The 25,637-nt window shown below is 44.7% G+C and carries 19 protein-coding genes and 2 pseudogenes; all 21 read left to right on the forward strand.

Going from position 1 to position 25,637, the window contains the following annotated elements; translation table 11 throughout:
• The 21 genes and pseudogenes from AC58QG_RS14840 (at window position 1) to AC58QG_RS14940 (ending at window position 25,622) form a co-directional block, all read left to right on the forward strand.
• A complete protein-coding gene (locus AC58QG_RS14840; protein ID WP_497362900.1) occupies window positions 1-1,947 on the forward strand; it encodes a DUF8769 domain-containing protein in 1,947 nt (648 codons plus the stop codon).
• A gap of 27 nt (window positions 1,948-1,974) precedes the next feature.
• Complete coding sequence (locus AC58QG_RS14845) at window positions 1,975-2,991, forward strand: glycoside hydrolase family 88/105 protein (protein WP_497362901.1); 1,017 nt, start codon at window positions 1,975-1,977, stop codon at window positions 2,989-2,991.
• 82 nt (window positions 2,992-3,073) lie between these two features.
• Window positions 3,074-3,364 (forward strand): annotated as a pseudogene (locus tag AC58QG_RS14850) (sigma factor-like helix-turn-helix DNA-binding protein); the annotation flags it as partial.
• A gap of 11 nt (window positions 3,365-3,375) precedes the next feature.
• Window positions 3,376-4,051 (forward strand): annotated as a pseudogene (locus AC58QG_RS14855) (ABC transporter ATP-binding protein).
• A 247-nt stretch (window positions 4,052-4,298) separates the two neighbouring features.
• Entirely contained in the window at window positions 4,299-7,610 is a 3,312-nt protein-coding gene (locus AC58QG_RS14860) for a hypothetical protein (protein WP_497362902.1), read from the forward strand.
• Window positions 7,611-7,869: 259 nt separating this feature from the next.
• Window positions 7,870-8,838, forward strand: a complete 969-nt coding sequence (locus AC58QG_RS14865; protein ID WP_497362903.1) for an ABC transporter permease — start codon at window positions 7,870-7,872, stop codon at window positions 8,836-8,838.
• A gap of 25 nt (window positions 8,839-8,863) precedes the next feature.
• Window positions 8,864-9,745: a carbohydrate ABC transporter permease gene (locus tag AC58QG_RS14870; RefSeq protein ID WP_497362904.1), complete on the forward strand. Its 882-nt coding sequence runs from the start codon at window positions 8,864-8,866 to the stop codon at window positions 9,743-9,745.
• 67 nt (window positions 9,746-9,812) lie between these two features.
• The gene (locus AC58QG_RS14875) at window positions 9,813-11,327 is read left to right on the forward strand and encodes an extracellular solute-binding protein (protein ID WP_497362905.1); all 1,515 of its coding nucleotides are present in this window, start codon (window positions 9,813-9,815) and stop codon (window positions 11,325-11,327) included.
• 39 nt (window positions 11,328-11,366) lie between these two features.
• Window positions 11,367-13,640 carry an AraC family transcriptional regulator gene (locus AC58QG_RS14880; RefSeq protein WP_497362906.1) on the forward strand — a complete coding sequence of 758 codons (2,274 nt, stop codon included), beginning with the start codon at window positions 11,367-11,369 and terminating at the stop codon, window positions 13,638-13,640.
• 35 nt (window positions 13,641-13,675) lie between these two features.
• The gene (locus AC58QG_RS14885; protein ID WP_497362907.1) at window positions 13,676-14,818 is read left to right on the forward strand and encodes a hypothetical protein; all 1,143 of its coding nucleotides are present in this window, start codon (window positions 13,676-13,678) and stop codon (window positions 14,816-14,818) included.
• A gap of 79 nt (window positions 14,819-14,897) precedes the next feature.
• Window positions 14,898-15,680 (forward strand): MgtC/SapB family protein, encoded by a 783-nt coding sequence (locus AC58QG_RS14890; protein WP_497362908.1) that lies wholly within the window; start codon window positions 14,898-14,900, stop codon window positions 15,678-15,680.
• Window positions 15,681-16,000: 320 nt separating this feature from the next.
• Window positions 16,001-16,885 carry an ABC transporter permease gene (locus AC58QG_RS14895; protein WP_497362909.1) on the forward strand — a complete coding sequence of 295 codons (885 nt, stop codon included), beginning with the start codon at window positions 16,001-16,003 and terminating at the stop codon, window positions 16,883-16,885.
• Between the two features lie 46 nt (window positions 16,886-16,931).
• Entirely contained in the window at window positions 16,932-17,807 is an 876-nt protein-coding gene (locus AC58QG_RS14900; protein ID WP_497362910.1) for a carbohydrate ABC transporter permease, read from the forward strand.
• A 28-nt stretch (window positions 17,808-17,835) separates the two neighbouring features.
• Complete coding sequence (locus AC58QG_RS14905) at window positions 17,836-19,362, forward strand: extracellular solute-binding protein (RefSeq protein ID WP_497362911.1); 1,527 nt, start codon at window positions 17,836-17,838, stop codon at window positions 19,360-19,362.
• A 44-nt stretch (window positions 19,363-19,406) separates the two neighbouring features.
• A complete protein-coding gene (locus tag AC58QG_RS14910; protein WP_497362912.1) occupies window positions 19,407-20,318 on the forward strand; it encodes a dihydrodipicolinate synthase family protein in 912 nt (303 codons plus the stop codon).
• A 42-nt stretch (window positions 20,319-20,360) separates the two neighbouring features.
• On the forward strand, window positions 20,361-21,098 hold the full coding sequence (locus AC58QG_RS14915; protein WP_497362913.1) for a histidine phosphatase family protein: 738 nt from the start codon (window positions 20,361-20,363) through the stop codon (window positions 21,096-21,098).
• A 129-nt stretch (window positions 21,099-21,227) separates the two neighbouring features.
• Complete coding sequence (locus AC58QG_RS14920) at window positions 21,228-22,061, forward strand: HAD-IIA family hydrolase (RefSeq protein ID WP_497362914.1); 834 nt, start codon at window positions 21,228-21,230, stop codon at window positions 22,059-22,061.
• 4 nt (window positions 22,062-22,065) lie between these two features.
• On the forward strand, window positions 22,066-22,989 hold the full coding sequence (locus AC58QG_RS14925) for a metallophosphoesterase (RefSeq protein ID WP_497362915.1): 924 nt from the start codon (window positions 22,066-22,068) through the stop codon (window positions 22,987-22,989).
• Window positions 22,982-23,878, forward strand: a complete 897-nt coding sequence (locus AC58QG_RS14930) for a metallophosphoesterase family protein (RefSeq protein ID WP_497362916.1) — start codon at window positions 22,982-22,984, stop codon at window positions 23,876-23,878. Before AC58QG_RS14925 ends, AC58QG_RS14930 begins: the two co-directional genes overlap by 8 nt.
• Entirely contained in the window at window positions 23,875-24,588 is a 714-nt protein-coding gene (locus AC58QG_RS14935; protein WP_497362917.1) for a metallophosphoesterase family protein, read from the forward strand. The genes AC58QG_RS14930 and AC58QG_RS14935 overlap by 4 nt, the downstream gene beginning before the upstream one ends.
• Window positions 24,589-24,611: 23 nt before the next feature.
• Window positions 24,612-25,622 (forward strand): alpha/beta hydrolase family protein, encoded by a 1,011-nt coding sequence (locus tag AC58QG_RS14940; protein WP_497362918.1) that lies wholly within the window; start codon window positions 24,612-24,614, stop codon window positions 25,620-25,622.
• The last annotated feature ends 15 nt before the right edge of the window (window positions 25,623-25,637 follow it).

Here is a 25,637-nt window from a genome sequence, read left to right on the forward strand (position 1 = left end):
ATGCGAAGTTATTATGATATCGAAGGGCAGGAAATTAGGGCCAAAGAAATCAATCGTTTGCTGGTGAATTATCATCTAAAGGATTTTGATCAGCAGGGCACCTATCATGGAGCTAGTGGTGTGGGCGGTATGCGGGAACGGCTATGGTTTGCTCGATCATTCCTTGCTTCGGAATCTTTGGAAGCAAGGAAGATGGCTAACCTCATCATCGAAACCACACCGTTTAGGCATTGCCATTTTGCTCCAATGACGGCGATTCAAATTTTGAGTGAATACAACGAACATCTGACCGATCAGGCACATGCTAAACTGTATAGCTACCTTGAAAATATCATTCAAAACAGTGCTGGCGCTGATATGGATTTTGTTGGTGTGAACGATAATTTTCCATGTATGAGCACATTTATCGCTTTGATTGGAGGCAGGATGCTGAACCTTCCTGCGATAGAAGCAATTGGAGCAAAAAGACTATATCAACTGAAGAGTCTTCTGACGAGACGTGGCTTTGCAACGGAGTTTAACAGTCCAACCTATACAGGGGTGCAATTACGTGCCTTGGCGGAAATATCCAATTATTTGGAAGATGGTGAGCTCAAACGAATTGCCTTGGCCTGCGAGGAGCGTATCTGGGTTGATCAACTCAGTCATCTCCATGTGCCGACTTCTCAGGTGGCCGGTCCTTATTCCCGTGCTTATACGGTTGATTCCGTTGGGCATACACATCACTCTCGATTTGCGCTATATGCGCTACTTGGTGATCAACTGCCAATTAACCTGCGCAATACATTATTTGTTTCAAAAGGCGGTGAGTTCGGCGAGGTGATCCATCATAGTGCTGCGTTCATGCACTTAAGCGCTGCAGATGTATTGAATACGACCTACCATTGTCCGACGGAGCTTGTCCATCATGCACTAAATAAAACGTATCCGTATCAGGTAATCGGTACAACCGAGTTTAGTTCCTCCACAGATGCCACTACAAGTGGAATACCTGAGGGAAATCTGCTCTTGAAGGCAGATATAAAGGAATATCCTGCTGGGACTGGCCAGATAACGACCTATATGAAAGAAGATTATGCTCTAGGCACTTCAACGCATGAGTTTCATAACGGTGTACAAACGGATTCCTTCCACCTGATGTATCGCAGAGTTCCGCAGGCAACTTCACAAAAGGATACACGTGCTGTCTACGCCAGGTACCTGCTGAATGAGCATATGCCTGGTCAAACGAATACGTATGAGCGCATGGCGTCCACATCGGCGGATAGCTTGTTATGGGACGAAGGACGTAAACTGGCGATCCAAGAGAAGGGAACAGCGATGGTTCTCTATAAACCAAAGCAGATGGGCCGTCTTCAAGTCAGCAGCATGAAGGTATCTATTATTTTTCCATGTCATTATGGTGACCCTGAAGAAGTCTGGATCGGTGAACGCAAACTTACGGACCTAGTCGGAGAAAGTGTGGAACCAATTTCTGTCTATGTGAAGGATGGACCTGTGTACATGGCTTTTCATCCACTCCTTTTAACGAATCATGGACGCCAATTTGCGTTGAAGGTAGAGAATGCCAACGGTTATTTGTTGTTTTCATATTACAATTATGAAGGCGAGAGCAGGGATTTCGATCCTGAGGAATACGTCCTTACGGGCAATGGCTTTGTAACGGAAATAGCCAGTGAGTCAGAGGTAGGAAGCTTTGACAAGTTCCGTATGGAAGCAAGCCAAGCCCAGATTCTTGATGAGGCTTCGGCCCATGTGCATTCTCGGCAGACTACGCTCCGTCGAACTTCTTTTCAGGGAAGAGGCGTAACGCTTGCTTGCGAATATAGTCCCGCAAGTGAAGGGATCAAATATGTGGAGATCAACGGTACCATTCCTGAAAACCGTCAACTCTCTGTTACCGGGCTTGATGTGAATAGACTGCCATTTATAAGACCGGAGCGTTAAATAACTGACAAGGTGGGATCCAACGTTATGTCAAGAACTAGGTCTTTGATTATGGAACGTGTGATAGAGGGTACGCTTAGAATGCCGCTTCGGGAATGGAACTGGAGTGAGGGAGTTGCGCTGTATGGCTTAGTTACAATGTGGAAAAAAGAGCGTCAAGATCGGATTATGGATTTTGTCCATCAATGGATTGACCAACAATTGGCAGCAGGTCATGTGTATGAGACCGTAAACGCCACTGCGCCATGTTTTGCGCTTTTGGAATTGTACCAACTGGAAGGTGATGAACGTTATAAAAAGATCATTCTATCTCGCGTTGATTTCCTATTGAATCGAGCGTTGAGATTGTCCAATGGCGCTTATGAGCATACTTTGGAGGAAACAAAATTTGGCGGACAAATGTGGGTAGATACCTTGTTTATGGCAGGACTATTCTTAATCAAGTCGGGTCTCATGTTCGGTCTGCCTGAGGCCATAGCGGAAGGTGTTCGGCAATACCGGGTTCACATCGAGATGCTGCAAGCTGAGAACGGCCTTTTTTTCCATGGGTGGGACGAGAAGCGTGATCGTGTTATTGGCTGCCAATGGGCTAGAGGCAATGCTTGGGCTGCTATCGTGTCGGTAGAACTATTGGAAATGTTGCCTGAGGATCATGAAGCCAGACGCGACATCCGAGACGCGTTGAACCGCCAGTTAGCAGGTCTACAAGCTAATCAAGATGTATCTGGTCTGTGGAGTACAGTTATCACGGATTCAGGCACTTATCTGGAAACTTCTGCGGCAGCGGGAATCTCCTATGCGATAAGCAAAGGTATTCGTCTGGGAGCCGTAGACATGAAATATGCACGCATGGGGGAATTAGCCATGCGGGGTGCACTGGCATTCGTTGATGGGAATGGAGTCTTCAAGGGAGTCTCTGCCGGTACTGCTGTGCAGAATCATGCTGGGGAATACAATGTGATCGCGCAAGATCGGATGGAAGGTTACGGTCAGGGTATCCTACTATTAATGTTGTCTGAGGAATTTACGCCAGTGCATGCATGATAGTAAATGGGATGATAAAAATAGAGAAATATGTTTCGTAAAGAAGTAGGGTAACCTGCTTCTTTTTTCATTATTGAAAATGGATGATGTGGTTGATGCGGTGCAACTGAAGATTGAGAAATCAAAAATTTACAGAAATTTGGAAATTCTGGACGACCGTGAGTAAGAAGTCCTAGTCGGAAGGTTTGGCTTGGAACTTGGTGGAGAAGAGCGGACACTGCGGGAGATTGCGAAGGAGCTGGGGATCTCAAGAAGCTACGTTTCACGGATCGAAAAAGGGGCACTCATGAAGCTTTATCATGAATTTTATAAGGTGAAACGGTATGTCGTTAGGTTGGAGCATCGTATTCTTCATTTATTTGGCTTCAAATAATGGGGGCGAAGATAATGACAGCCTTATTCCAAATTCAAATTGTTAGTAAAGTTTACTATATGGGCGGCGAGAAGATTCGAGCATTGGATGACATTACATTGGACATCGTGCAAGGTGAGTTTGTCGCCATTATTGGGCCGGCAGGTTCGGGCAAGTCCACGCTGATGAAAATTATCGGTTTTTTGGACGTGTCGGACGAAGGCTAGTATGTTCTGGATTGTAAGCAGATTCATTCGCTGAAGGATTCACAATTGGCTGAGATTCGGAATCGGAAGATCGGGTTTGTTTTTCAAAGCTTTAACCTGCTGCCGAGATTGAGCGCTTATGAGAATGTGGAGCTTCCGCTGATTTATCGGGGGAAGACGAGGAAGCAGCGTGAGCCGATGTTTATAGAAGCGCTGGAATCTGTCGATTTATTGGATCGCAGAAGGCACTTTCCTTCGGAGCTATCAGGTGGGCAGCAGCAGCGCGTTGCCATTGCGCGTACGTTAGCAGGTGATCCGCCGATCATCTTGGCGGATGAGCCTACGGGTGCGCTGGATTCGAAGACTGGCGCGGAGATCATGGAAATTTTTTAGGTGGTTGAAGGAGCAGGGACGGACGATTATTGTGATTACGCATGATCGGCAGGTTGCGGAGCAGGCGAAGCGGGTTGTGCGGTTTTGGGATGGGCGGTTGGTGCATTAGCAAGGGGACTAAATTAAAAATGAAGATTCAGGCCTTACGAGAATCGTAGGGCTATTTGAGCAAATGAAGGTGAGTTCTCTTGTTTGGCACCGAAGGTTACTAATCGCGTTTTACTTGAATAACTGTTGTAAACATGTGGTTTTTATGATTAAATCGATGGTGAATTAAACGCTAAGCCAATGAGTTGATTACGGATGCTAAGGGTGTTCAAATGGTGCAAAACTTTAATGCAATATCCACCACAAAAATGGTTGCAAAACCTAGTGGATTCTCTTCTAACTTGAGAGCCGCAGACACATTTTCCTTTACACTAAACCATTCTTCCCCTGCGATTGCAGTGATTGGGAGAGAGGTGCAAAGTATTATTTCTATTCATGATGGTTCTGTCGATATTGATCTGTCCGCTACAAAAATAAGTGTGTTGATTGGTAAAGATACAGTAACTTATGTCGTTACGAATTTACCCGCGCTTGACAGTGGCAAGTCCTATAAGCTGTTTATCAACGATGTCAATATCACAGTAACAGATCACACTTTTCAACCTAAAAGTTCTGCCATTACAAACATCAAGGCGTTAAACAATGGGATTCATATATCTAGCATTGATACGCTAACTAGTTCCGTCTACATGGTTCCCCTTTACAAAGTTGAGCATTTGTTGGCGGAGATCGACTCGACTGACAGCTCAATGCAAACTTATGAAGTTGTGAACAGTGCTGGAACTCTGAAAGCCCTATCCCATGACATCGACCAGGGTGATAAGCTTATTGTCACAGCTGAAAATGGAACGACTAGAGAATATGCGCTCTATGTATCCACGTTGAAAGCGAATCAGGCACAATATACGGTTGGACAATCCCAAGATATCGTGCTGGAATACACAATTAACAAAGCTAATCCAAACAGACAATTTCTATTTGGCACGCTTATCTTTCATTTGCCTGACGGCATTACAGCCTCACCTACAGATTGTTTCGACTTAATTGGGCGTGGTTTTGTAGACTTGAGCAATGATGCTATTTTTGCTGCCCCCAATTATAATCATTCCGGAAGGAATTGGATTACTCATGTAGGGAACAATGATGATTTGAGAACTAAGGTGGAAATTACTAACGGTGGTCAAACAGTTGTAATTAAAAACACGGATTTTAGTAGTTACAACGGGGTTGATCTGACCCTTGTTTTGAAAAATAAGACAATTCCCTCCAAAGGAGGCTGTTTTACAGCAACCTTTACGGGCTCAGGCTATCCTACTACTACAGCAACTGCTGCAGAAGACTACACAGAAACAGGAACAACTAAGTTCAATGTGTCCACCGCAGTAAGTGATTTGGTAATAAAGGCTGAAGAAGTTTCCTATTTGACACCGACAACGGCTGTTTTGGAAGCGCTATCCGCACAAGATGGCACAGTTGTGTATGCCAGCTTGGACAAGGGGCTAACTTGGGAAAATACTCAGGTAGCTCTAGTTGCTCATAGGGCTGTTTTGACCAATCTTTTGCCAGATACGATGTATTACTTTAAGCTGAGAACTGAGGATAGTTCTTCCGGTGTGGTCAGCTACTACACGGGTTTGTACGATGTCACCCGGTTTGGTGCTGTTGCTGACGCCACAATTACAGGCACATTAGAAAATCAAAACATCTACAACGGAACCGATAATACCTCATTTATCAATGCAGCTATTGTGGCAGCTAGTCGAAATGGCGGTGGAACCGTTTATTTCAAAGGCAACTCCAATTTTGGAACAGGTACATTGCATTTGAGAAGCAACGTACATCTTTATTTGGATGAAAATTGCCAGTTGGTTGTATTGCCTAATATTGATCCCATGGAGAGCAGCTTGAATCTACCTTTTGTACTTGCTCAAGACTTTGGTCATTGTTATTGGCAAGACTCGCTCATGTGGGGGGTCCGCGTAGAAAATATTAAAATTATAGGTAACTCTGCCAAAATTTATGGAAATATGAATCTGGATATTGGTGACACACCTACACCTGCGGGTGCGGGGACAAAAACCATTTCATTAAAATTGGCTAGAGATATTGTCATTGGCGGGACAGATGAAAGTCATTTGCTATCATTTGAACAGAGTGGTTGGTTCGCTATTTTAACTACCGGCTGCGATCATATTCGGGTTCAGAATATTCTGTTGGATAACTCCACTGCTGGTCGTCAAAGGGATACTTTCAATTTTATGGCCAACAACAATGCCGTTGCTTATAATGTAACAACTTTAAAATCAACGAATGATGTAGCAAAGGTGGGAAGCGACTTCTCACTGGGATTTGTAAGGCATGTTTCCAATATACATATTGAGAAGATTGTTGCTGGAGATATAAGAGGTGGGAACGTATTCCAATTGGGGTCTGAGACTGTTGGCGATATGGAAAATATTACGGTAACCGACTTGACGCTAACTACGAATTCCAACAAAACAGGTGTTGCCATCTGGGTCAATGATGGCTCCAACATCCGTAATGTGTTCTTATCCAAGTTAAACTTGATCAACACATCAGGTGGTATCGCGATTGGTTTGTCGCCCCGTTATGAAGGACAAGTGAATGGCATTAGCACAAGGCTTCCTAATGAGATCAGAAGACCAGGTTCGATTTCCGACGTGATAGTAGATGGTGCAGTCCTGTCTAAAAATGCTGGCGGACATGGCGGCTTCCCCATTTTGATCCAAGGGTATAAAAGATTTGCTGGCACTGGGGCGGATACCTTGGACTTAGGTTCTGTCGGAACCATTACGGACGGGAATGTTTATCCAGTCAAGAATATTATCTTAAAAAATATTCAGTTAACGGCTGCGCATAATGCAGCCAAGTTTGTGCCCAAGTTATCAGATGCTTTCAGTGTAATAGCAGAAGCTAAAAACAATGGCAGCTATCGGACGTCTGCCTATACCGATGCACAAACATTTCCTGCTTATGGCGTCCTTATGAAATATGTTGATCATGTAACCGTTTCTGACAGCAAGATTTCCTATGAAGATACGTTCAGATATGACCGATATGCCATTGTGATTGACAATGGAACTAACGTCAAACTGAATAATCTGGATATTTTGACTGGCGGCCTGGTTGGCGGTGCTGTTCAAGTAAGAGGTGTCTCCAGCTATGAATTTAGGGACATTCAAATCAGGGCCTTCACCAAAGAGTATCCAACCAAGATTCCTCTGACCATGGAAAGGGTAACAGGTTCTACTTACTTTAATAGTGCAGTTCAAGAAAACCTGCTAGAATCCTATGTGTATCCCACCTTATTTCTTACAAGCCTAATTGAGTCAGCCGCACTTCCCGAAGTTGCGTTAGATCTTGCTTATACCAATAAAGTGTTACATGTAGCGGATAGCAGTTTAACCGTAATACGAGGCGCTCTAGTACAAGCTGTACTGGATGGAATGATCTCACTCAAGCCTGTCAAAGCACTCTCGGTTGTAGATACTTCGGGAGCTGCTAGAGCTCCTGATGCAATTATTGTAACAGGCTACAGGCTGGCAGTCACAGCGCTTGACGGCTCAATTACTTATATCCCGTTACATGTGAGCGAGTAAGAACTCATTCCCTATCGAGAAGACACGGTAAAAAGTCTCTCGATAGGGTATTTTTGTTGATATTCTCCCTTATATCCTCAGATGATAATCGAATCTCCCATAGTGATTATTGCATTGTTGAATCATTGTTGAATTGTTCCTACCTCCCTATAAGGCTTTTGCTAGAATCACAGCGTGCTTCTGAAGTGATTATAGATAGTTATTCAGCCATCTCGTATGATGAACGCATAACATAAGAGTTGATGGGTGGGGTAAGTTGATGGCTTCTAATGAAACTGCCTTGGGACAAATTAGGCCAAAAACGCGCAAAATCAAAGTCAGTTTTTTGCCTTCTAAGCAAGCATTGTACCGAGATCGCTGGTTATATTTGATGCTATTGCCGGGCATGCTATTCTTTATTACAATGAAGTATTTGCCTATGTGGGGCGTACTGATTGCTTTTAAAAACTATCAGCCATTTCTTGGTTTCAACAAAAGCGAATGGGTTGGCTTCGAACATTTTAATACTTTTTTTCATGAATCGTCGTTCTGGCTGCTATTTCGAAATACAATCATATTGGCTTTATACAATATGCTGTTTTTCTTCCCGATGCCAATTATTATCGCGTTGATGCTGAACGAGTTGCGGTTAGAAGTGTTTAAGCGTTTTGTGCAAACGCTTATCTATATCCCTCATTTCTTCTCATGGGTTGTCGTCATCGGTATTAGCTATATCCTGTTTACGACTGAAGGTGGAGTTGTAAACGATCTCATAGTCCAAATGGGAGGGGCAAAGCTTGACTTCCTCTCGAGTGAAAGCATGTTCCGAACTATGATTACGTCGCAGGTAATTTGGAAGGAAACAGGTTGGGGAACGATTATCTTCTTGGCTGCACTGTCTGGCGTTGATCCTCAGCTCTATGAAGCTGCGCACATGGATGGGGCTAATCGTTGGAGACAAATGTGGCATATTACGCTGCCTGCATTGCGCACTACGATTATTATTTTGCTCATTTTACGTCTAGGGAACTTTATGGATAACGGATTTGAACAAATCTTTTTGATGCTTAACGCCATAAATCGTAATGTCGGTGAAGTGATTGATACCTATGTGTATGATACGGGTATTCGTCAAGGCCAATTGAGCTATTCAACGGCAGTTGGTTTGTTAAAGTCAGTCGTGGGACTTATTATGGTTGTGACCTCGAACTATTTGGCGAAAAAGGCCGGCGAAGAAGGGATTTACTAACTGGTATGAATGAGGAGGTGTATCCATGGTACAGAGCAGAATATGGGGCGAGCGTCTGTTTGATGGTGTCAACGTAGTGTTGCTAACTTTATTTTCAATGACGACGATTCTTCCTTTTATGTATATTTTGTCTGCTTCCTTTACGACTTCCGAAGAATTAACGCGTAAAGGAGTTGTCTTATTTCCTACTGTCTTCTCACTAGATGCGTATCAGTATATATTTTCTACTGAAACATTATTTCGAAGTCTTTCATTTACCATATTTTTGACGGTTTTAGGAACGTTTATGAACCTTTTTTTCACTTGTCTGATGGCGTACCCGCTAGCACGGCCAACGTTATTTGGAAGAAAGGCAATTATGATGATGGTCGTATTCACGATGTTGTTTAGCGGTGGCATGATTCCAATGTTTCTAGTTGTCAAAGAGTTCTACATGTTGGATACGATATGGGCTTTAATCATTCCCGGACTTATTAGCGCTTTCAATCTTGTCATTCTTAAAAATTTTTTTCAACAATTGCCTGATGGGCTTGAGGAATCGGCCAAAATAGATGGTTGCAGCGATATCGGCATTTTATTCCGAATTGTACTGCCGCTATCCATGCCAGCAATGGCTACATTCTCACTTTTTTACGCAGTTGGTCATTGGAATAGTTATTTCTCGGCACTTCTCTATATGAATGATTCCAGCAAATGGCCGATCCAAGTGTTATTACGTCAAATTGTCATTATGGCTCAAGGTGGCATCGGGGATGAGACGACGATGGACGCAAGTTTTGTACTTCCGCCAGTGCAAACGATTAAAATGGCCGTTATCGTTGTTGCTACATTCCCCATTCTACTTGTGTATCCTTTTTTGCAGAAGCATTTTGCGAAAGGCGTATTGATAGGTTCGGTTAAAGGTTGAATTATCTTTATGAAATATAATTTTTGATATAATGAATTAAATTTACACTTCAGGAGGTCAAGCACAAATGAAACAAAAGCGGAAAAAAGGTTTTCTTCAAACAACGCTTATTTCCACTTGTATGATGGCATTGAGTGCAAGTTTACTTGCTGCTTGCGGTGGCAACAATGCGGCTCCAGCGGAAAACAAAGCTCCGCTTGATCTAAGTATTATGACGATTTATTATGGCACAGAACCACCCAAAGCGGACAATGAAATCATTGTTGCTTACGAAAAGCTGCTGAACGTGAAGTACAACACAACGTGGGTACCATCAGCAAACTATAATGACAAAGTAAACACAACCATTGCTTCCAACACCATGCCAAAAGTGATGTTAGCTACAGACATTAAAGCGCCAATTATTGTTAACTCTGCTCGCTCAGGCGCATTCTGGGAAATCGGCCCATTATTGAAAGACTATCCGAACCTGGGCAAAATGAATCCAATTTCCGTGGCAAACAGTTCAATTGACGGAAAAACATATGGATTGTATCGTCCGCGTCCGTTGTCACGTGCTGGTGTCGTTTACCGCAAAGACTGGCTGGATACGGTTAATATGAAAGCACCAACAACAATCGATGAATTCTATAAAATGTTGCAAGCGTTCAAAGAAAAAGATCCTGACAAAAATGGCAAAAATGACACCATTCCATTTTACGTAAATCAAGATTTGGCCTTCACTGCCGTTTCCTCGTGGTTCGGTGTGCCAAACAAATGGGAAGTGAAAGACAACAAGCTTTCACCAGATTTTATGACTAAAGAATATATCGAAGCTATGAAATTCTATAAAAAACTGTACGCTGAAAAGTTAATTAATCAAGACTTTGCTGTTGTGAAATCAACACAAGTCTTTGAAAATATCAACAAAGGCAAAGCTGGCGTATACGTGGGCAATATGGGTGATGCGACGAATAAACACGAAGATCTGTATAAATTGTTCCCGAACGCACAAATTGATATTCAAAACGTAATGAATGGTACGAAAGGCGCTAAGTGGCCTTCAGAGCCAGGATTCAATGGTGTCTATTTATTTCCGAAAAAGAGTGTTAAGACTGAAGCAGAATTGAAACAAATTTTGGCTGCATTTGATAAGCTGTCTTCACAAGAAGGAACTGACTTGCAATACTACGGAATTAAAGGGAAGCACTGGGAGTTAGAGAATGGCAAAGTGAAGAAACTGATTGACACGGATTCCTGGAATAAGCTGAAAAATGATGTATGGGCTTATGAATTGACGTATACGAAAGAGACATCATCCGTGATATCTGATAAAGATTCGCCGCTTAGCGTGAAAGTAGCGAAAGCGACAGAAGAGAATGAGAAGTTGGTTACTACGAACCCTGGCGAGGCGATTATTTCGGATACATTCTCAACAAAAGGTCCTAATTTGGAAAAAATCTATAAGGATGCCCGTACTAAATTTATCATGGGACAACTTGATGAAGCGGGGTGGAACGCAGCGATTGAACAATGGCGCAAAGATGGCGGCGACAAGATTATGGAGGAAATGTCCGCTGAATATGCTAAAATGAAAAAATGATTTTAAAACGGAATATGCAGCGAGAGGAAGATTTTGCCCATGATGATAAAGAAACCGTCGTATTTGAGAAGATTGCTGTTATACAGCATTCTCTTGGGAACATTTCCAGTTATCATCTTAGGCATTTCCTCTTATTGGAAGTCATCGTCTGCTATTCAATCAAAGGTTGAGGAAAGCACCAGGCAGTTGTTGCTGCAAAGTCAACTGAAAGTAGAATATGTGCTTCAATCGGCTGACCAGAAGATGACGTCGTTCATTATTTCTAACCTTGCTTATGACGCACTCCAACAGGAGAAAGCTACTTTTCGCTTTGATTTGTTTCAAATGCTGCAAAAGAGTATTGTCGATCTGCAAGTCCCGGGAATAAATGCACAAGAAGTACAATTGATAAACCTGAAGAAGCAGTGGGTGATTGAAAATCGTGGGCTGTATGATCTGAAAGAAGTGGTTGATGACGCTCAATTGGAACAATATGAGGGGCTCTCATCTGCCTCCGAATGGATCAAGATGAGGAATTCACCCAATCATTCAGCCTATGATGTCAGTTTGGTCAAGCATATGCCAATCAACATGCCCAAAGCTGTCGGATTACTGAAGATACAAATTCCTAGCTTTGAGCTGAACCAGCTCATAACCAACGGGGAACGTATCGGCAACATGATGATTTTGGATGGAGATTTTACGATATTGGCTCATTCGCGGACAGAGTTGCTTGGCACGAAGGTATCAGGCGTGTTCCATGATAAGCTTTTATCGGAATCCTCATCACTTTCAGAGGGCACATTTACAGTCAGTCTTGAAGACGACAAACATAGTATCACATTCCGAAAGTCGTCTTATAATGGCTGGATTTATATATCGGATAATGCAATAAGCGACATGACGAAGGATGCGAAAGCAATCCGCTGGTTCACATTCTTAACAGTGCTTATGATTACGTTATTAATTTCATTGCTTTCATGGTACGGCTCGAAAACGATGTACTCCCCCGTGCGTAAATTGTACCAATTAGTTGATTCGAAGACGGGTGCGAGAACGAAAAGCAGTGATGAGTTTGATCAAATTTTGGAATTTTTTGGTAGTTTAGCTGAGAGTGAATCAAGTATGAAAAGCGAGCTTCAGGTGCAATTGCCTCAGTTGAAGGAGTTATTTGTATTCAAATTGCTGCAGGGTGACATTGATGCCAATGATATTGAACAAAAATTAGCCGGATTTGGTTATGCCCATTGGTCTTCTTTTACCGTACTTTCCTTACAATTGGATCAGTTGGAGAACACCCGCTTTCAGGAGTCCGACACGGATCTGTTGATGTTCGCAATCAATAACATTGTGACAGAGCTCGTTTCTCAGAACAATGGCTTACAGCCCATTCTCTACAATCGTTCGCAAGTGACAGTGGTAGGCAACGATTCAATGGATGAGGACCAGTTTAAGCGTATGATTGCTGAACTGACGAATAAGATTCAACATACAATCATGCAATATATGAAAATCAAGGTCAGCATCGGCATTAGCCGGCCGCACCGTTTTCTCAAAGAAGCTCCTCATGCGCTTAATGAAGCAGAAGCCGCGCTAAAGTATCGCATTACGCTAGGTGAAGGCTCAATTTTGTTTATCGATGAGGTGCAGCCAAGCAGGATGACTCGCGACTTTTTTCCTGAAGAACTTAGTAAAAAGCTGCTGGATGCAGTCAAGCTTGCTGAGTATTCGATCGTAGAGGAATGTGTGAAGCGCTGTATGGCAGAACTGTTCAGTGATACGCTATCACAGCGGGAAGTGCAAATGGCGCTTGTTCGTTTCATTATCAATTTTATGAAGGAAGTAGAAGTCGATTCTGAATTGTATGAGAGACTCCATGCCACTCAGCGCAGCTTGTTTGAAGAGAAAGTCGAGATGAAGACGGCTCAAGAAGTGGAGGCGTGGTTCCGCGAGGTTGTTGTATTGCCAGTGACACATTACATGGAGAGCCGAGCGAAGGATCATTACAAAACGATCTCTGACCGCATGCGACAAATGATTCATGAAGAGTTCGATACTGACATTACATTAGAATCGTGTGCAGACCGACTGAGCTACCACCCTGATTATATCAAGAAGGTGTTTCGTAAAGAAACAGGCACCAATTTCAGCGATTATGTGGGTCAGTATCGGATGGATATGGCGAAGCAATGGCTGCGCGAAACAGACTTGAAAATCAACGAAATTGCTGAAAAGTTAAGATATACAAATGCACAAAATTTTATTCGATTTTTCCGTAAGCTGGAAGGGAAAACGCCTGGGCAATATCGCAACGAGTATCGGGAAAATGAGTAAACAAAATATACAAGGCTAAAGGCAGGGATGGACAAGTGAGCAGAAACTTGTACTGCAAACCAGAGCAATCTGATCTGTTTGTACCGTGGGTAGACCCAGAATCTGGCGTTACCAGTTATTTATTAAAAGACCGTCATGCTCCTTTTCAACAAGCATTTTACTTTACGAACTCGAATATGACCAATGACGGGCGATACATGTGGTTTTATGCATCATATCCGCCATCGCCGGGTCAGTGTATGGGCATTGTGGACATGCAGAAGCAAGAAGTTCGGATTTATCCAGAGACACGCTTTGTGTCAGAAGCGCCATGGATTGATCCGGATACTGGGGTCGTGTATTGGGCAATTGATGCTAATGTGTACAGACGGGGACCAGAGGCTAATGACATTCCACAGCTACTCGGTTATTTCCCGAAATCAACGTTTGGCAGCGAGATTCGGCGTATTACCACACACTTGACACGTTCGGCTGATGGAAAGAGCTTGAATTTGGATTTAATCGCCGGAGATAACTGGCGTTTGTGCACGATGGAGATTGAAACAGGCAAGCTAGATGAGTGGCAATCGTTCAAGGCTTGTTATAAGCACGCCCAGTTTAGTCCAACTGATACTGATCTAATGATGTTGTGTCAAGATCATTGGAACGATATTAAGACGGGTGAGCATTTCGGTTACCAAAACCGTATCTGGCTCATTCGTCGGGGAGAAGAAGCAAAGCCACTTTATCCAGATGGTTCAGGCCGCAATATGCATATGCATACCCATGAATGGTGGGCGAAGGACGGTAACGGCATTTGGTACGTGGATTATGATTATGGTACGGAGTATTTCGACTTACGTACTGGTGAGCAGACAAATGTTTGGCCGCATGGCACCTGCCATTCGCATGCCTCGAGAGATGATCGATATCTAGTCGGCGATATAGGCACGTATCAGTGGAATAACGGTCCAGCACTATCTTTGGTTGCGTTCTATAACACCGTAACCAAAAAGGAAATTGCCATTGCGAGCGGCATGCCTAATCCTCCGGAAGTCACAAGGCGCGGGTTCTTCCATGCCCACCCCCATCCACAATTTGTGCTTGATGATGAATACATCGCCTACACGTCTACAGTACGAGGGACACTAGATTATGCCATGGTACGAGTAGCGGACTTAATTAATCGCACTTCATAAGCCACGAATGTAAACGCTTACGTATTGTTTAAGAGGGTTGGCACAAGTACAAGACTACTAGACAAGGAAGTGTAAAGCAATGGATGATGTCTCTAGCATATGGAGTATTTCACACGGAGAGTTACTGTTACGGATGGTTCTAGCCGCAGTTCTTGGTGGATTAGTAGGCTTAGAACGGGAGTGGCATAACCACGCCGCTGGATTTCGCACGCACATTCTCGTATGCCTTGGTTCTGCCATGATTATGCTGCTTTCCATATATGGCTTCTCCGAATATGTGAATGAGCCGAATGTCCGAATTGATCCAGCACGTTTAGCGGCACAGGTCATAAGCGGTATTGGGTTTCTTGGTGCCGGAGCTATCCTTCGTAATGGCTCAGCGATCAGCGGTTTGACAACGGCAGCCTCTGTTTGGGTCGTTGCTGCAATTGGCTTATGTGTGGGCGCGGGTTTCTTATATCCGGCTGTATTGTGTACAATGATGGTTTTGGTCAGTCTATTGCTGCTCAACAAGTGGGAGAAGCATCTAATGAGACATCGCAGAAATCATGAAATAAAGTTAAGAGCAATTGATTTTCCTGGAGTACTTGGTAAAATCGCTTCTACCTTTGGCGAGCAGGGGATTCAAATTGACAATATTAAAATAGAAAAGGACCTCGAGGTATCTGGGGGGATCGAGAAGAATGACAGGCAGCCAACTGTTCAACTTTGCTTCCAATTAAAGGTTCATAGTCAGGATAAATACATAGCTGCAGTAGACCAGATCAAAGCCCTCTCTTTTGTTATAGGGATGGAATTTTCAGGTACTGCTGCAACTGTTGAAAGTTCAAGGAAACGATTAGCAAGGGCACATGTCAATTAGCTGAATCGATGAAATGATTTCGTGATACTGCAGACCTGCCGATGAAGGCAGGCTGTTTTTTTTGCTATTTTCCGCCGTGGCAATATTGCCAATCCGGATAATCATGAGAATAAACGATAGTCTATTCTGATTATTTACCCGGATGAAATGCTTCATTTATCCGTTTTTTCTGAACACCCCCTAAATGATTGTAGAGTGTTATCGCATTCCCCGCTACGATGAATGTGCAACAACAATCACCGAACATCAGACATATGCTGTGTTGCGGATTCTAGGGGGGACTGTGCTTGATTTTAAATGGATCCAAATTGGGAGGAAGGATGGTACGAAACCGGTGGTTATACTTGATGCTATCACCCGGCTTATTGTACTTCATTCTCTTCAAGTATTGGCCGATGTGGGGGATCTCCATCGCATTTATGGATTACCAACCATTTCTCGGCGTGACAGGGAGCAAGTGGGTAGGCTTAAAGCATTTTGAACGGTTCTTTAGCGAGCCCTCCTTCACTACATTATTCGTCAATACCATTGTGCTGGCTTTTTATAATTTAGTCTTTTTCTTTCCGCTGCCAATTATTATCGCGCTCTTGTTAAACGAAGTGAGATCGGCCGTTTATAAACGAATTGTGCAAACGCTTACCTATGTACCGCATTTCGTATCGTGGGTCGTTGTCGTCGGGATCGTCTATATCTTCTTTACGACCGAAGGCGGACTTGTCAACGAAGCCTTTGCGGCCTTGGGAATTGAAAAGGCACCCTTTCTCGTAAGCGCCGAATGGTTTCGACCAATGATTACAGCGGAAGTCATCTGGAAAGAGACAGGTTGGGGGACTATCATCTTTCTTGCCGCGCTGGCTGGAGTCGACATGGACTTGTATGAAGCGGCCCGAATTGATGGGGCGAACCGGTGGCGGCAAATGTGGCATATTACCCTCCCTTCAATTCGCGGAACGATTATCATTCTGCTGATCCTTAGGCTCGGATCGTTCTTAGATAGCGGATTCGAGCAAATATGGCTGATGCTCAATGCGATGAACCGCCAGGTAGGAGAAGTGTTCGACACCTATGTTTATACCACAGGAATTGAAAACGCTTTATATAGCTACAGCACGGCCGTTGGTTTATTTAAATCCGTTATAGGATTGATATTGGTCATAGGCTCTAATCGTTTGGCAAAGAAATTTGGCGAAGAAGGCATCTATTAGAGGCCAGAGCACGCCTTGAGTCGACATCAAGAAAGGAATGACTCCAATGCAAGACAAATCATTCTTAAACCGATGCTTCAATTGGTTCAACTACAGCTTTCTCTTACTTTTTTCTATCGTTACTGTCGTCCCTTTTATCTATGTACTAGCCGCATCATTCACTGCGCCGGAGGAAGTGCTGCAGCATCGCTTCACGCTTTTTCCGACCAAGTTCTCATTTGACGCCTACCGCTACATCTTTTCCACACCGACATTGACTAGGAGCTTATTAGTTACAAGCTGGATTACCATAGCAGGTACTTTCGTTAACCTGCTTCTGACTTCGCTCATGGCTTATCCATTAGCCCGTAAAGACTTGGATGGCAGAAAAGTAATTGTCATGATGGTGCTCTTTACGATGTTGTTCAGCGGTGGGATGATTCCGACGTTTCTTGTTGTAAAGCAGCTGGGTCTCTTAAATTCGTACTGGTCAATCATTCTTGTAGGTGCAATCAATCCCTTCAATTTGATCGTAATGAGAAGCTTTTTTCAACAGCTGCCTGTCGGGCTGGAGGAGTCTGCTAAGATTGATGGCTGTAATGATTTGGGAATATTTTTTCGAATAGTACTTCCGCTTTCAATGCCTGTCATGGCTACCTTTGCCTTATTTTATTCGGTGGGACATTGGAATTCTTTTTTCAGCGCCATTCTGTACATTAACGATTACACCAAATGGCCGATTCAAGTGCTTCTGCGGCAAATTGTCATCCTGTCTGAAGGGGGAATCGGCGACGCACAAGCAGTTAGTGAAACCTATATCCCTGTTGCACAGACCATCAAGATGGCAACCATTATTGTATCTACACTTCCTATTTTATGTGTGTATCCGTTCTTGCAAAAACATTTTGCAAAGGGCGTTATGCTAGGCTCGATTAAAGGTTAAACAAAAAATAACTGGAGGTAGATTAACCATGAAGAAATTGAATCACTTGAAAATGACAGTAGTCCTATCCTGCATCGTGAGCACAACCAGTATTTTAGCAGGTTGCGGCAGCACGGGGAGTGAAACAAAAAGTGTGGCGAATACTCCGAAAGCAACGGCCAAGTCGGAACCCTTAAAAATCAACATGATGAATATCTATTACACAACGGAGCCGCCAAGCAAAGATAATCCGATCTACCAAGAAATTCAAAAGTATGTAAATGCGCAATTCGAGATTACCTGGGTCCCATCCACTGCTTATGACAACAAATTTGCTGCGACGATGGCTGGAGGCGATCTTCCGCAAGTATTGCTGGCTAGGGATAGCAAGTCTACTGCATTAGTGAATGCGACTCGATCAGGCATGTTCTGGGAAATCGGTCCTTACTTAAAGGATTATCCGAATTTGAGCAAGCTTAACCAGACAGCATTGAAAAATTTGTCCATCGATGGCAAAGTTTATGCGCTCCCTCGCTCACGTCCGCTTACGCGTAACGGTCTTGTATATCGGAAGGACTGGCTAGACACATTGGGGCTAAAGGAACCTAAAACAATTGATGACATGGTCAAGGTAATCCGCGCTTTCGCAAATGATGATCCTGACCGCAATGGTAAAAAAGATACAATTGGGATCAGCATGGCAGGCGGCCCAAGCGGACTAGGAACGTTTGTCGTTTGGAATGGAGGGCCGTCCGGATGGGGACTGAAAGATGGTAAAGTCATTCCTGAATTTATGACAGATGAGTTTATGACTTCAATCAAGCTCTATAAGCAGTTTTTTGATGAGAAAGTAGTCAATCAGGATTTTCCTGTGGTGAAGGCAAGTTCCGATTTGTTCAACCAGGGTAAAGCAGGGGTATATTTTGGGAAAATCGATGATGTTGCGACTCGTTTCGGCGATCTCGTGAAGGCGAACCCGCAGGCCAAGCTCGATGTGATCGATACCGTGGAGGGTCCAAAGGGACGGAAAATACAGTCAGACCTTGGCTTTAACGGAATTTTCACTTTCCCGAAGACTAACATAAAGACAGAAGCACAGTTAAAGCAGATTTTATCGGTTTATGATAAGCTGATGGACAAAAAAATGCAGGACTTGTTTGATTGGGGAGTTGAGGGAATCCACTACAAAGTGGATAACGGCAAGCCAGCGCGTCTCGACGAAAAATTATATACGGATGCCTACACGCCAATGATGCAGATGAGAATTGATGACGGCTCTTTATCGATGAAGGGCACCCTTGCGCCTGCAGTCGAAAAATACCAGAAGATGTTTAAAGAAAACGATGCTAATCCGAATGTGATGATTAGTTCTGCGGCAGGTTCGTTTATTTCTCAAACTGACGTAGAAAAAGGTGCGCAGCTAATGAAAGGCATCAATGATAGTCAGATCCAATTTATTATGGGCAAAATCGGCGAGACCGAGTTGCGTGCTGCGGTTGAGCTGTGGCGTAAAAACGGCGGCGACAAAATTATTGAGGAATATACCGCAGAATACAATAAAACTGGCGGTAAATAACTTGGAATTGGACAAGTGTACATCTTGAAATGGAGCGAGAGCGAATGAACACTACAATTAATAATGGCGTTTGGCCAACAATGGTGACACCTTTTAAAGAAAATAAAGAGATTGATTTTCACGCTTTGGAGTATTTGATTGAGTGGTATATTGCTAAAGGGGTTCACGGTTTGTTCGCAGTTTGCCAATCGAGTGAGATGTTTTATCTTTCATTGAAGGAAAGGGTGCAGCTGGCTCAATTTGTAACGGAAACCGCAGCAGGACGCGTTCAAGTTATCGCGTCCGGGCATACATCGGAAACGACCCAGGATCAAATTGAGGAAATCAAACGGATCTCAGAGGTCGGAATCGATGCATTCGTCATGGTCAGCAATCGGCTTGCGCAAGCGAGTGAGTCTGAAGAAGTGTGGAAGCGGAATTCGGAGACTATCCTGTCCCAAATCCCAGATATTGCATTTGGGATCTATGAATGTCCTTCTCCATATAAACGACTCATATCGCCAGAGCTGTTGAAGTGGTGTGCAGATACAGAAAGGTTCCTATTCCTGAAGGATACAAGCTGTGACCCCGACCAAATCAAGGCGAAATTACAAGCTGTTGATAAAAGCAGGCTGAAGTTATTTAATGCCAATGCTGCAACCACACTTGAATCACTTCAGCTCGGGGCTGCTGGGTTCAGCGGTGTGATGGCCAACTTTCACCCAGATTTATATGTGAGATTGTTGGAGCTGAGCGTAGATAATCCGGCAGCTGCAAGGCGCTTGCAAGCTTTCCTCGGCCTTGCCTCAGCCCTGGAACGTCAGTTATATCCAGTTAACGCCAAGTATCATTTACAATTGGAAGGCTTGCCTATTGGCTTAACAACACGATCAAACACGAATAGATTAACCGTTGCCATGAAACGAGAAATAGAGCAGCTAAGGGAAGTCGCTACTGAGTACCGAAGTCAATTATAGGACACGGATCAAGCCGTATCACATAGGAGGTGTGCTTTACAAATGACAATCAGAATCTATGTCGTCAGACATGCTCAACCAGCGGATCAGGAACCGGGCTACCCCGGTCATCCCAATTCTCCGCTTGGCGTTCGCGGACAAGCGCAAGCGGCATGTGTAGGGGAACAATTTGCAAGCTGGGGACGTTTGGATGCAATTTATTCTAGTTCGTTGCAGCGGGCGATGCAAACGGCGGACGCAATTTACCGCAGGATGAACGTGCCTTGGCACGTATGGTCTATCCTTTGTGAAACGGACCGAAGAGGCTGGCCGGCGATTCGTCAATTGGAGATCGAAGGGAAATATGAGGCTCACGCCGCAGAAAAGGCTGCTATAAGAGCATCCCAAAGTGAGCATTATCCAAGGCTGTCGCAGCTTGGAGAGTTGTTCCAGGGAGCTCAGCCAAGTCAGCAATTCAATTGTCCAGACGTTTGGCAGCCCAGGTTAGAAGCCGAAACTAGGGAGAAAACCTATGGACGTGCCAGACAGGCGATAGACACCATTCGGCGGACATATACAGGTACTGACGTCCGCATCGCCGTTGTGTGTCACGCTGCATTCGGTTCGGTCTTTCTGAACGAACTAATGGGGTGTGAGCCGTGCGATCATAACCGCTTCAGCTTCTCACATGCCGCCATTACTAGGGTCGACGTCGAAGATGACGGGGCTGTAAGTCTGCGGATGGTCAACTATGTGGGGCACATGCCGCACGATATGATTACGGAAGGCATCGACTTGTAGACAGCATACGAGGCATAAACTACTAAGGACAGAACCACTTGATTGTTCTGTCTTTAGTAGAGTTACCAATGTAGCAGCTTTAATAGACCTGAGGCATACAGGAATGATCTCGCAGAGAGGATATGGGCAATGGATCGGAAAACGGATTTCATGCATCTCAGGAAGGCAGAGGTATATTTTTTTGATCTTGATGGTTGTATATATCATACAGATCAGCCAGCTTCCGGTGCAAAGGAGTTGCTGGAGCAGCTCCGAAATGATGGGAAACGAGTCGGGTTTATCACCAATAATTCCCGAGACATGGCTGTTGGTCTTGCGGAAAAAATTCAGCAAATGGGGCTTAGGATTAACCCAGAGGAGGTAATTCCGGCAACGGATGTTTCCGGCTTTTACCTTAAGGAGCGATATGGCATTCAAACGGTAAAGGTCGCCGGATCAATAGGTCTGGTACGTTCGATCGAGCAATGGGGTCATCGTGTTGTTGACTTTGCTGCATTAGAACCTGTGGACGTTATCGTCATTGGAAGGGATACGGAATTTACTTACGATAAGTTACAGCAGATTGCTGAGTTTGAAGCTGCGGGGGCTCGAGTAGTGGCGGTAAATCCGGATAACTATCATCCCGGCCAGCGAGGGAGAAGAGTACCCGAAACGGGTGCACTGGTTGCTGCGATCGAAGCAATTATAGGCAAACCTCTAGAATACGTAGGTAAACCGGCAGCGACGATCTTCGATTTTGCGATGCTACGTTACGGAGTAGAATCACAACAATGCATCATGGTGGGCGATAATCTTTACACGGATATTGAAGGCGGAATTCGAGCCAAGATGAGGACCATCTGGATTCGCGGGGCAGGGATGAACCAAACTTTGTCCGACGGTGTTCTTAATTCCCCTAGGCCGAATATAATCGTTGATTCGATGGATGAATTGCTGGCGCTTTATCGAGATGGAGGTGCATAACTTCATGGCAGTGAAGGAAGAATTTAGCTTTATCATTATTCCGGATACCCAATCATTAGCCAAGTCGTATCCGGAGGTTTTCAGTACCATGACCAGGTGCATTGTTGACCGCGCGAACGAGCTGAACATCAAGTTCGTCTTGCATCTAGGCGATCTAGTTGATCGAGGCGCAGAATATGAATATGAGTATGAGAATGCAATTCAAGCATTGCAATTGATTTATGATGCCGATCTTCCACTGCTCATCGCACCGGGAAATCATGATTACGATATGCGTATCTCCTCGCTGGCCAGTCTTCCTGTCGATCCCAGCAGAAGCTTGAGTATGTTTAATAAGTATGTCGGCGTTCACCGGTTTCAGCATAAGCCGTGGTTTGGCGGTGTGTTCGAGGAAGGGAAGGCCGAGAACACGTATGCTTTGTTCGATGCAGAAGGAATCCCCTTCATCATCCTTATATTGGAATTTGGTCCGAGAGATCAAGTGATGGAATGGGCGGGACAACTGTTAGAGCAGCATGAGGAACGGAAGGCTATTATTATTACGCATTCTTACATGTATATGCATGGAGAGCGAACGAAGCCGGGCGATGACCATAATCCTAAAATATATGCAGCGATACCAGATGCCAACGACGGGGAAGATATGTGGCAGAAGGTTTTGCGCCATCATAAGAACGTTACGGCGGTTTTCTCTGGTCATCATGTGGATGGAAATCTAAGTCACCGGACCGATCGAGGGATACACGGGAACACTGTGATCCAATCTTTTCAAAACTGGCAGAGCAAGGAAAACGGAGGGGAGGGACGCATCAGAGTGGTGAATTATAATGGCCTTAAAAAAACGATGAATCTGCAAGTATTCAATCCCGTAACAAATCAGTATGAAACCGAATCTGGTTGTGAATTGTCCTTTCATATCGATGAATAACATCCTGCATCCAATTGAAACTGTCGTAGCCGCCAATGGGTTGAACCAATCGATTACTGTGCTCCATGTGACGGATCTTCATTTGACCGAAGCGGATGAGCGCGATCCAGAAGCATTGCAATATGCGGATGAGTACCGTGATTTGTTCGATCAGTATCTTCCGAAGGATTCACCTTATCCAGTTTCGCGTAAAATGTATCTGGATCACATTGTGCAACTCGCTAATCAGCGCAATGTGGATGCCGTCGTCTTCACAGGCGATATTATACACTATCCAAGTGCAGCCAATTTGGAGGCACTGGCAGACGGCCTAAAGAACCTACGGGCTCCTTATTTGTATACGATGGGAAATCATGATTGGCATTTTCCGCATCTGCCATGGAATGAACAGACACGCTCTCAGTTCTACCCCAGCTTCATGCCTTTCTCGCAGGGTCATCCCGCTGTGCAGGTGAAAGACATTGCAGGCATGCGATTGATTGCGGTAGACAACAGCAATTACCAAATCGATGACGAGCAGCTGAATGCAATCAAAGAACTGCTGGCTTCACCGGTTCCTTGCCTGCTGTTCATGCATATTCCAATCTACCTTCCCGAATTGGTGGAAAAAAGCATTGCGAAATGGCAAGCACCCATTCTGATGGCGGCACCAGGCTGGAGCGAACAAAATAAGGTGAAATGGGAAGTGCGTGACACAGATGCATCTACACAAGCGGTTTATGATTTGATTAAGGCTAATGACGCCAAATCGCTGCATGGTATTTTCAGCGGGCATGTGCACTTCGACCACGAAGAACGTGTATCCGGAGAACTAAAGCAATATGTAACAAAGCCAGGTTATGAAGGCTGCGTTCGAATCGTGCATTTGGTGAGAGGTGGCGGTCATTGAAGGCGCTGATTATTTCCGATATCCACGCTAATATTTATGCCTTAGAAGCCATATGGAAACAAGAGAAAGACAGCGAAGTCATTTATTGTGCTGGTGATTTAGTCGATTATGGGCCATATCCTAAGGAAGTGTTGCAGTGGGTCAAGGAGCACAAAGCTTTATGTGTAAAAGGGAACCATGATGAGCGTGTAGCTGCCTTATATCGCAATCAAGATCAATTGTGGAATGTCCCGGATGAGGAGCGAACCTGGGCGCATGACAATGCGCAGAAGCTTAGCTTACCGGAAATCGAATTTTTGGAGAAACTACCGTATTCCTTGACGTTTTCGATGGATTCGATTGGGTACAGCATGCAGCATATGTACAACAATTACGACACTATCGCAAGTCTCCATCAGTATTACAGCTTATGGGAAAAGCAGACCGAGGAGCCGCTCAGGAGCATGCAGCAGAAGCGAATGATTTTTGGTCACACGCATCGGAGAGCCATCCACTACTTGGACAACCACGAGCTCTGGTTGAATCCGGGAAGTGTTTCGTATCGAAGAACTGACGATCCATGCAAGCGAGCACATTATATGACGATTACGGACGGTCACATCGAAATGAAGAGCTTACAATACGATCGCAAGCCGCTGCTGCAGGCCACCTTGTCCACAACGCTGAAGCCGCGAGGCGAGCTTGACGTAGCGCTTGTCTTTTTCGGGTAAGTTTAGCTAAAGGGGTGACAATCATGTGGAATCCGGACGATTATTTGAAGCATGTATATGACAGCATTCTACCTTCCCACAGCTTTAAAGGACAGTCGTGGACCAATTGGCAGCAATGGCGGAACGACTTTAGGGAGCATTTTGTCAAGCTGTTAGGAGGTTTCCCAGAGCAGTCTCCAGCGCTGTCCCCGGTACTATTGGAATCGGTGGATTGCGGGGGATACACGAGACTACGGATCCAAATTCAAACATTTGAGCGGCTATTTATGCCGGTGTATGTGCTTATCCCGAAGCAGGTCAATCAGAAGCGGCGGGCTGTTATTGCCTTGCATGGTCACGGATATGGCAGCAGGGATATCGTAGGGCTGAACCCCGACGGGTCCGACAAAACGGGAGAAGCCGGCTACCAGAACAATTTTGCCGTCGAGCTGGTGAAGAAAGGGTTTCTCGTTGCAGCGCCGGAGCTGTTCGGATTTGGAGACCGGAAATTGACGGAAGACCAACATGATCCGAACTCGTGCCACCGAATCTCCAGTTTTTTATTGGCGGTAGGAAAAACGATGGCATCTTACCGTGTGTTTGAAACGATGCGTTGTGTGGACTATTTGCTGACCCGTGACGATGTCGATGCGAAGCGGATCGGGTGCATGGGTATCTCAGGCGGCGGATTGGTTTGCTCGTATATGGCTGCCATTGACGAGAGGATTTCAGCGGCTGTCGTCAGCGGGTTCGCGAACACGTTTCAGGACAGCCTTTTCTCGGTCCGCCATTGCATCGACAATTATGTGCCGGGCCTGTCCTTAGCGGCGGAGATGCCGGACGTACTCAGCCTGATCGCACCGCGTCCTTTACTTATCGAAGCCGGTAAAAGTGACCGCATTTTTCCTGAAAATGGTACTTTAAAAGCTTACGAAGCGCTCAGTACGGTATATTCCCTATTGGAGGTGAGAGATCGGTTAGAGCTAGACCTGTTCGACGGCGGTCATAAAATCTCAGGGAAAGTGGCTTATGATTGGTTGGATGGTTTCTTGTAGCTGGGCATGTAAACG

The organism is Paenibacillus sp. J22P169, from assembly GCF_059691995.1.

What these genes read in the sequence shown, in the direction of transcription:
- AC58QG_RS14840 (WP_497362900.1), top strand. Translation starts at nt 1, where the DNA reads ATGCGAAGTTATTATGATATCGAAGGGCAGGAAATTAGGGCCAAAGAA.
- AC58QG_RS14845 (WP_497362901.1), top strand. Translation starts at nt 1,975, where the DNA reads ATGTCAAGAACTAGGTCTTTGATTATGGAACGTGTGATAGAGGGTACG.
- AC58QG_RS14860 (WP_497362902.1), top strand. Translation starts at nt 4,299, where the DNA reads ATGGTTGCAAAACCTAGTGGATTCTCTTCTAACTTGAGAGCCGCAGAC.
- AC58QG_RS14865 (WP_497362903.1), top strand. Translation starts at nt 7,870, where the DNA reads ATGGCTTCTAATGAAACTGCCTTGGGACAAATTAGGCCAAAAACGCGC.
- AC58QG_RS14870 (WP_497362904.1), top strand. Translation starts at nt 8,864, where the DNA reads ATGGTACAGAGCAGAATATGGGGCGAGCGTCTGTTTGATGGTGTCAAC.
- AC58QG_RS14875 (WP_497362905.1), top strand. Translation starts at nt 9,813, where the DNA reads ATGAAACAAAAGCGGAAAAAAGGTTTTCTTCAAACAACGCTTATTTCC.
- AC58QG_RS14880 (WP_497362906.1), top strand. Translation starts at nt 11,367, where the DNA reads ATGATGATAAAGAAACCGTCGTATTTGAGAAGATTGCTGTTATACAGC.
- AC58QG_RS14890 (WP_497362908.1), top strand. Translation starts at nt 14,898, where the DNA reads ATGGATGATGTCTCTAGCATATGGAGTATTTCACACGGAGAGTTACTG.
- AC58QG_RS14895 (WP_497362909.1), top strand. Translation starts at nt 16,001, where the DNA reads ATGGTACGAAACCGGTGGTTATACTTGATGCTATCACCCGGCTTATTG.
- AC58QG_RS14900 (WP_497362910.1), top strand. Translation starts at nt 16,932, where the DNA reads ATGCAAGACAAATCATTCTTAAACCGATGCTTCAATTGGTTCAACTAC.
- AC58QG_RS14905 (WP_497362911.1), top strand. Translation starts at nt 17,836, where the DNA reads ATGAAGAAATTGAATCACTTGAAAATGACAGTAGTCCTATCCTGCATC.
- AC58QG_RS14910 (WP_497362912.1), top strand. Translation starts at nt 19,407, where the DNA reads ATGAACACTACAATTAATAATGGCGTTTGGCCAACAATGGTGACACCT.
- AC58QG_RS14915 (WP_497362913.1), top strand. Translation starts at nt 20,361, where the DNA reads ATGACAATCAGAATCTATGTCGTCAGACATGCTCAACCAGCGGATCAG.
- AC58QG_RS14920 (WP_497362914.1), top strand. Translation starts at nt 21,228, where the DNA reads ATGGATCGGAAAACGGATTTCATGCATCTCAGGAAGGCAGAGGTATAT.
- AC58QG_RS14925 (WP_497362915.1), top strand. Translation starts at nt 22,066, where the DNA reads ATGGCAGTGAAGGAAGAATTTAGCTTTATCATTATTCCGGATACCCAA.
- AC58QG_RS14930 (WP_497362916.1), top strand. Translation starts at nt 22,982, where the DNA reads ATGAATAACATCCTGCATCCAATTGAAACTGTCGTAGCCGCCAATGGG.
- AC58QG_RS14940 (WP_497362918.1), top strand. Translation starts at nt 24,612, where the DNA reads ATGTGGAATCCGGACGATTATTTGAAGCATGTATATGACAGCATTCTA.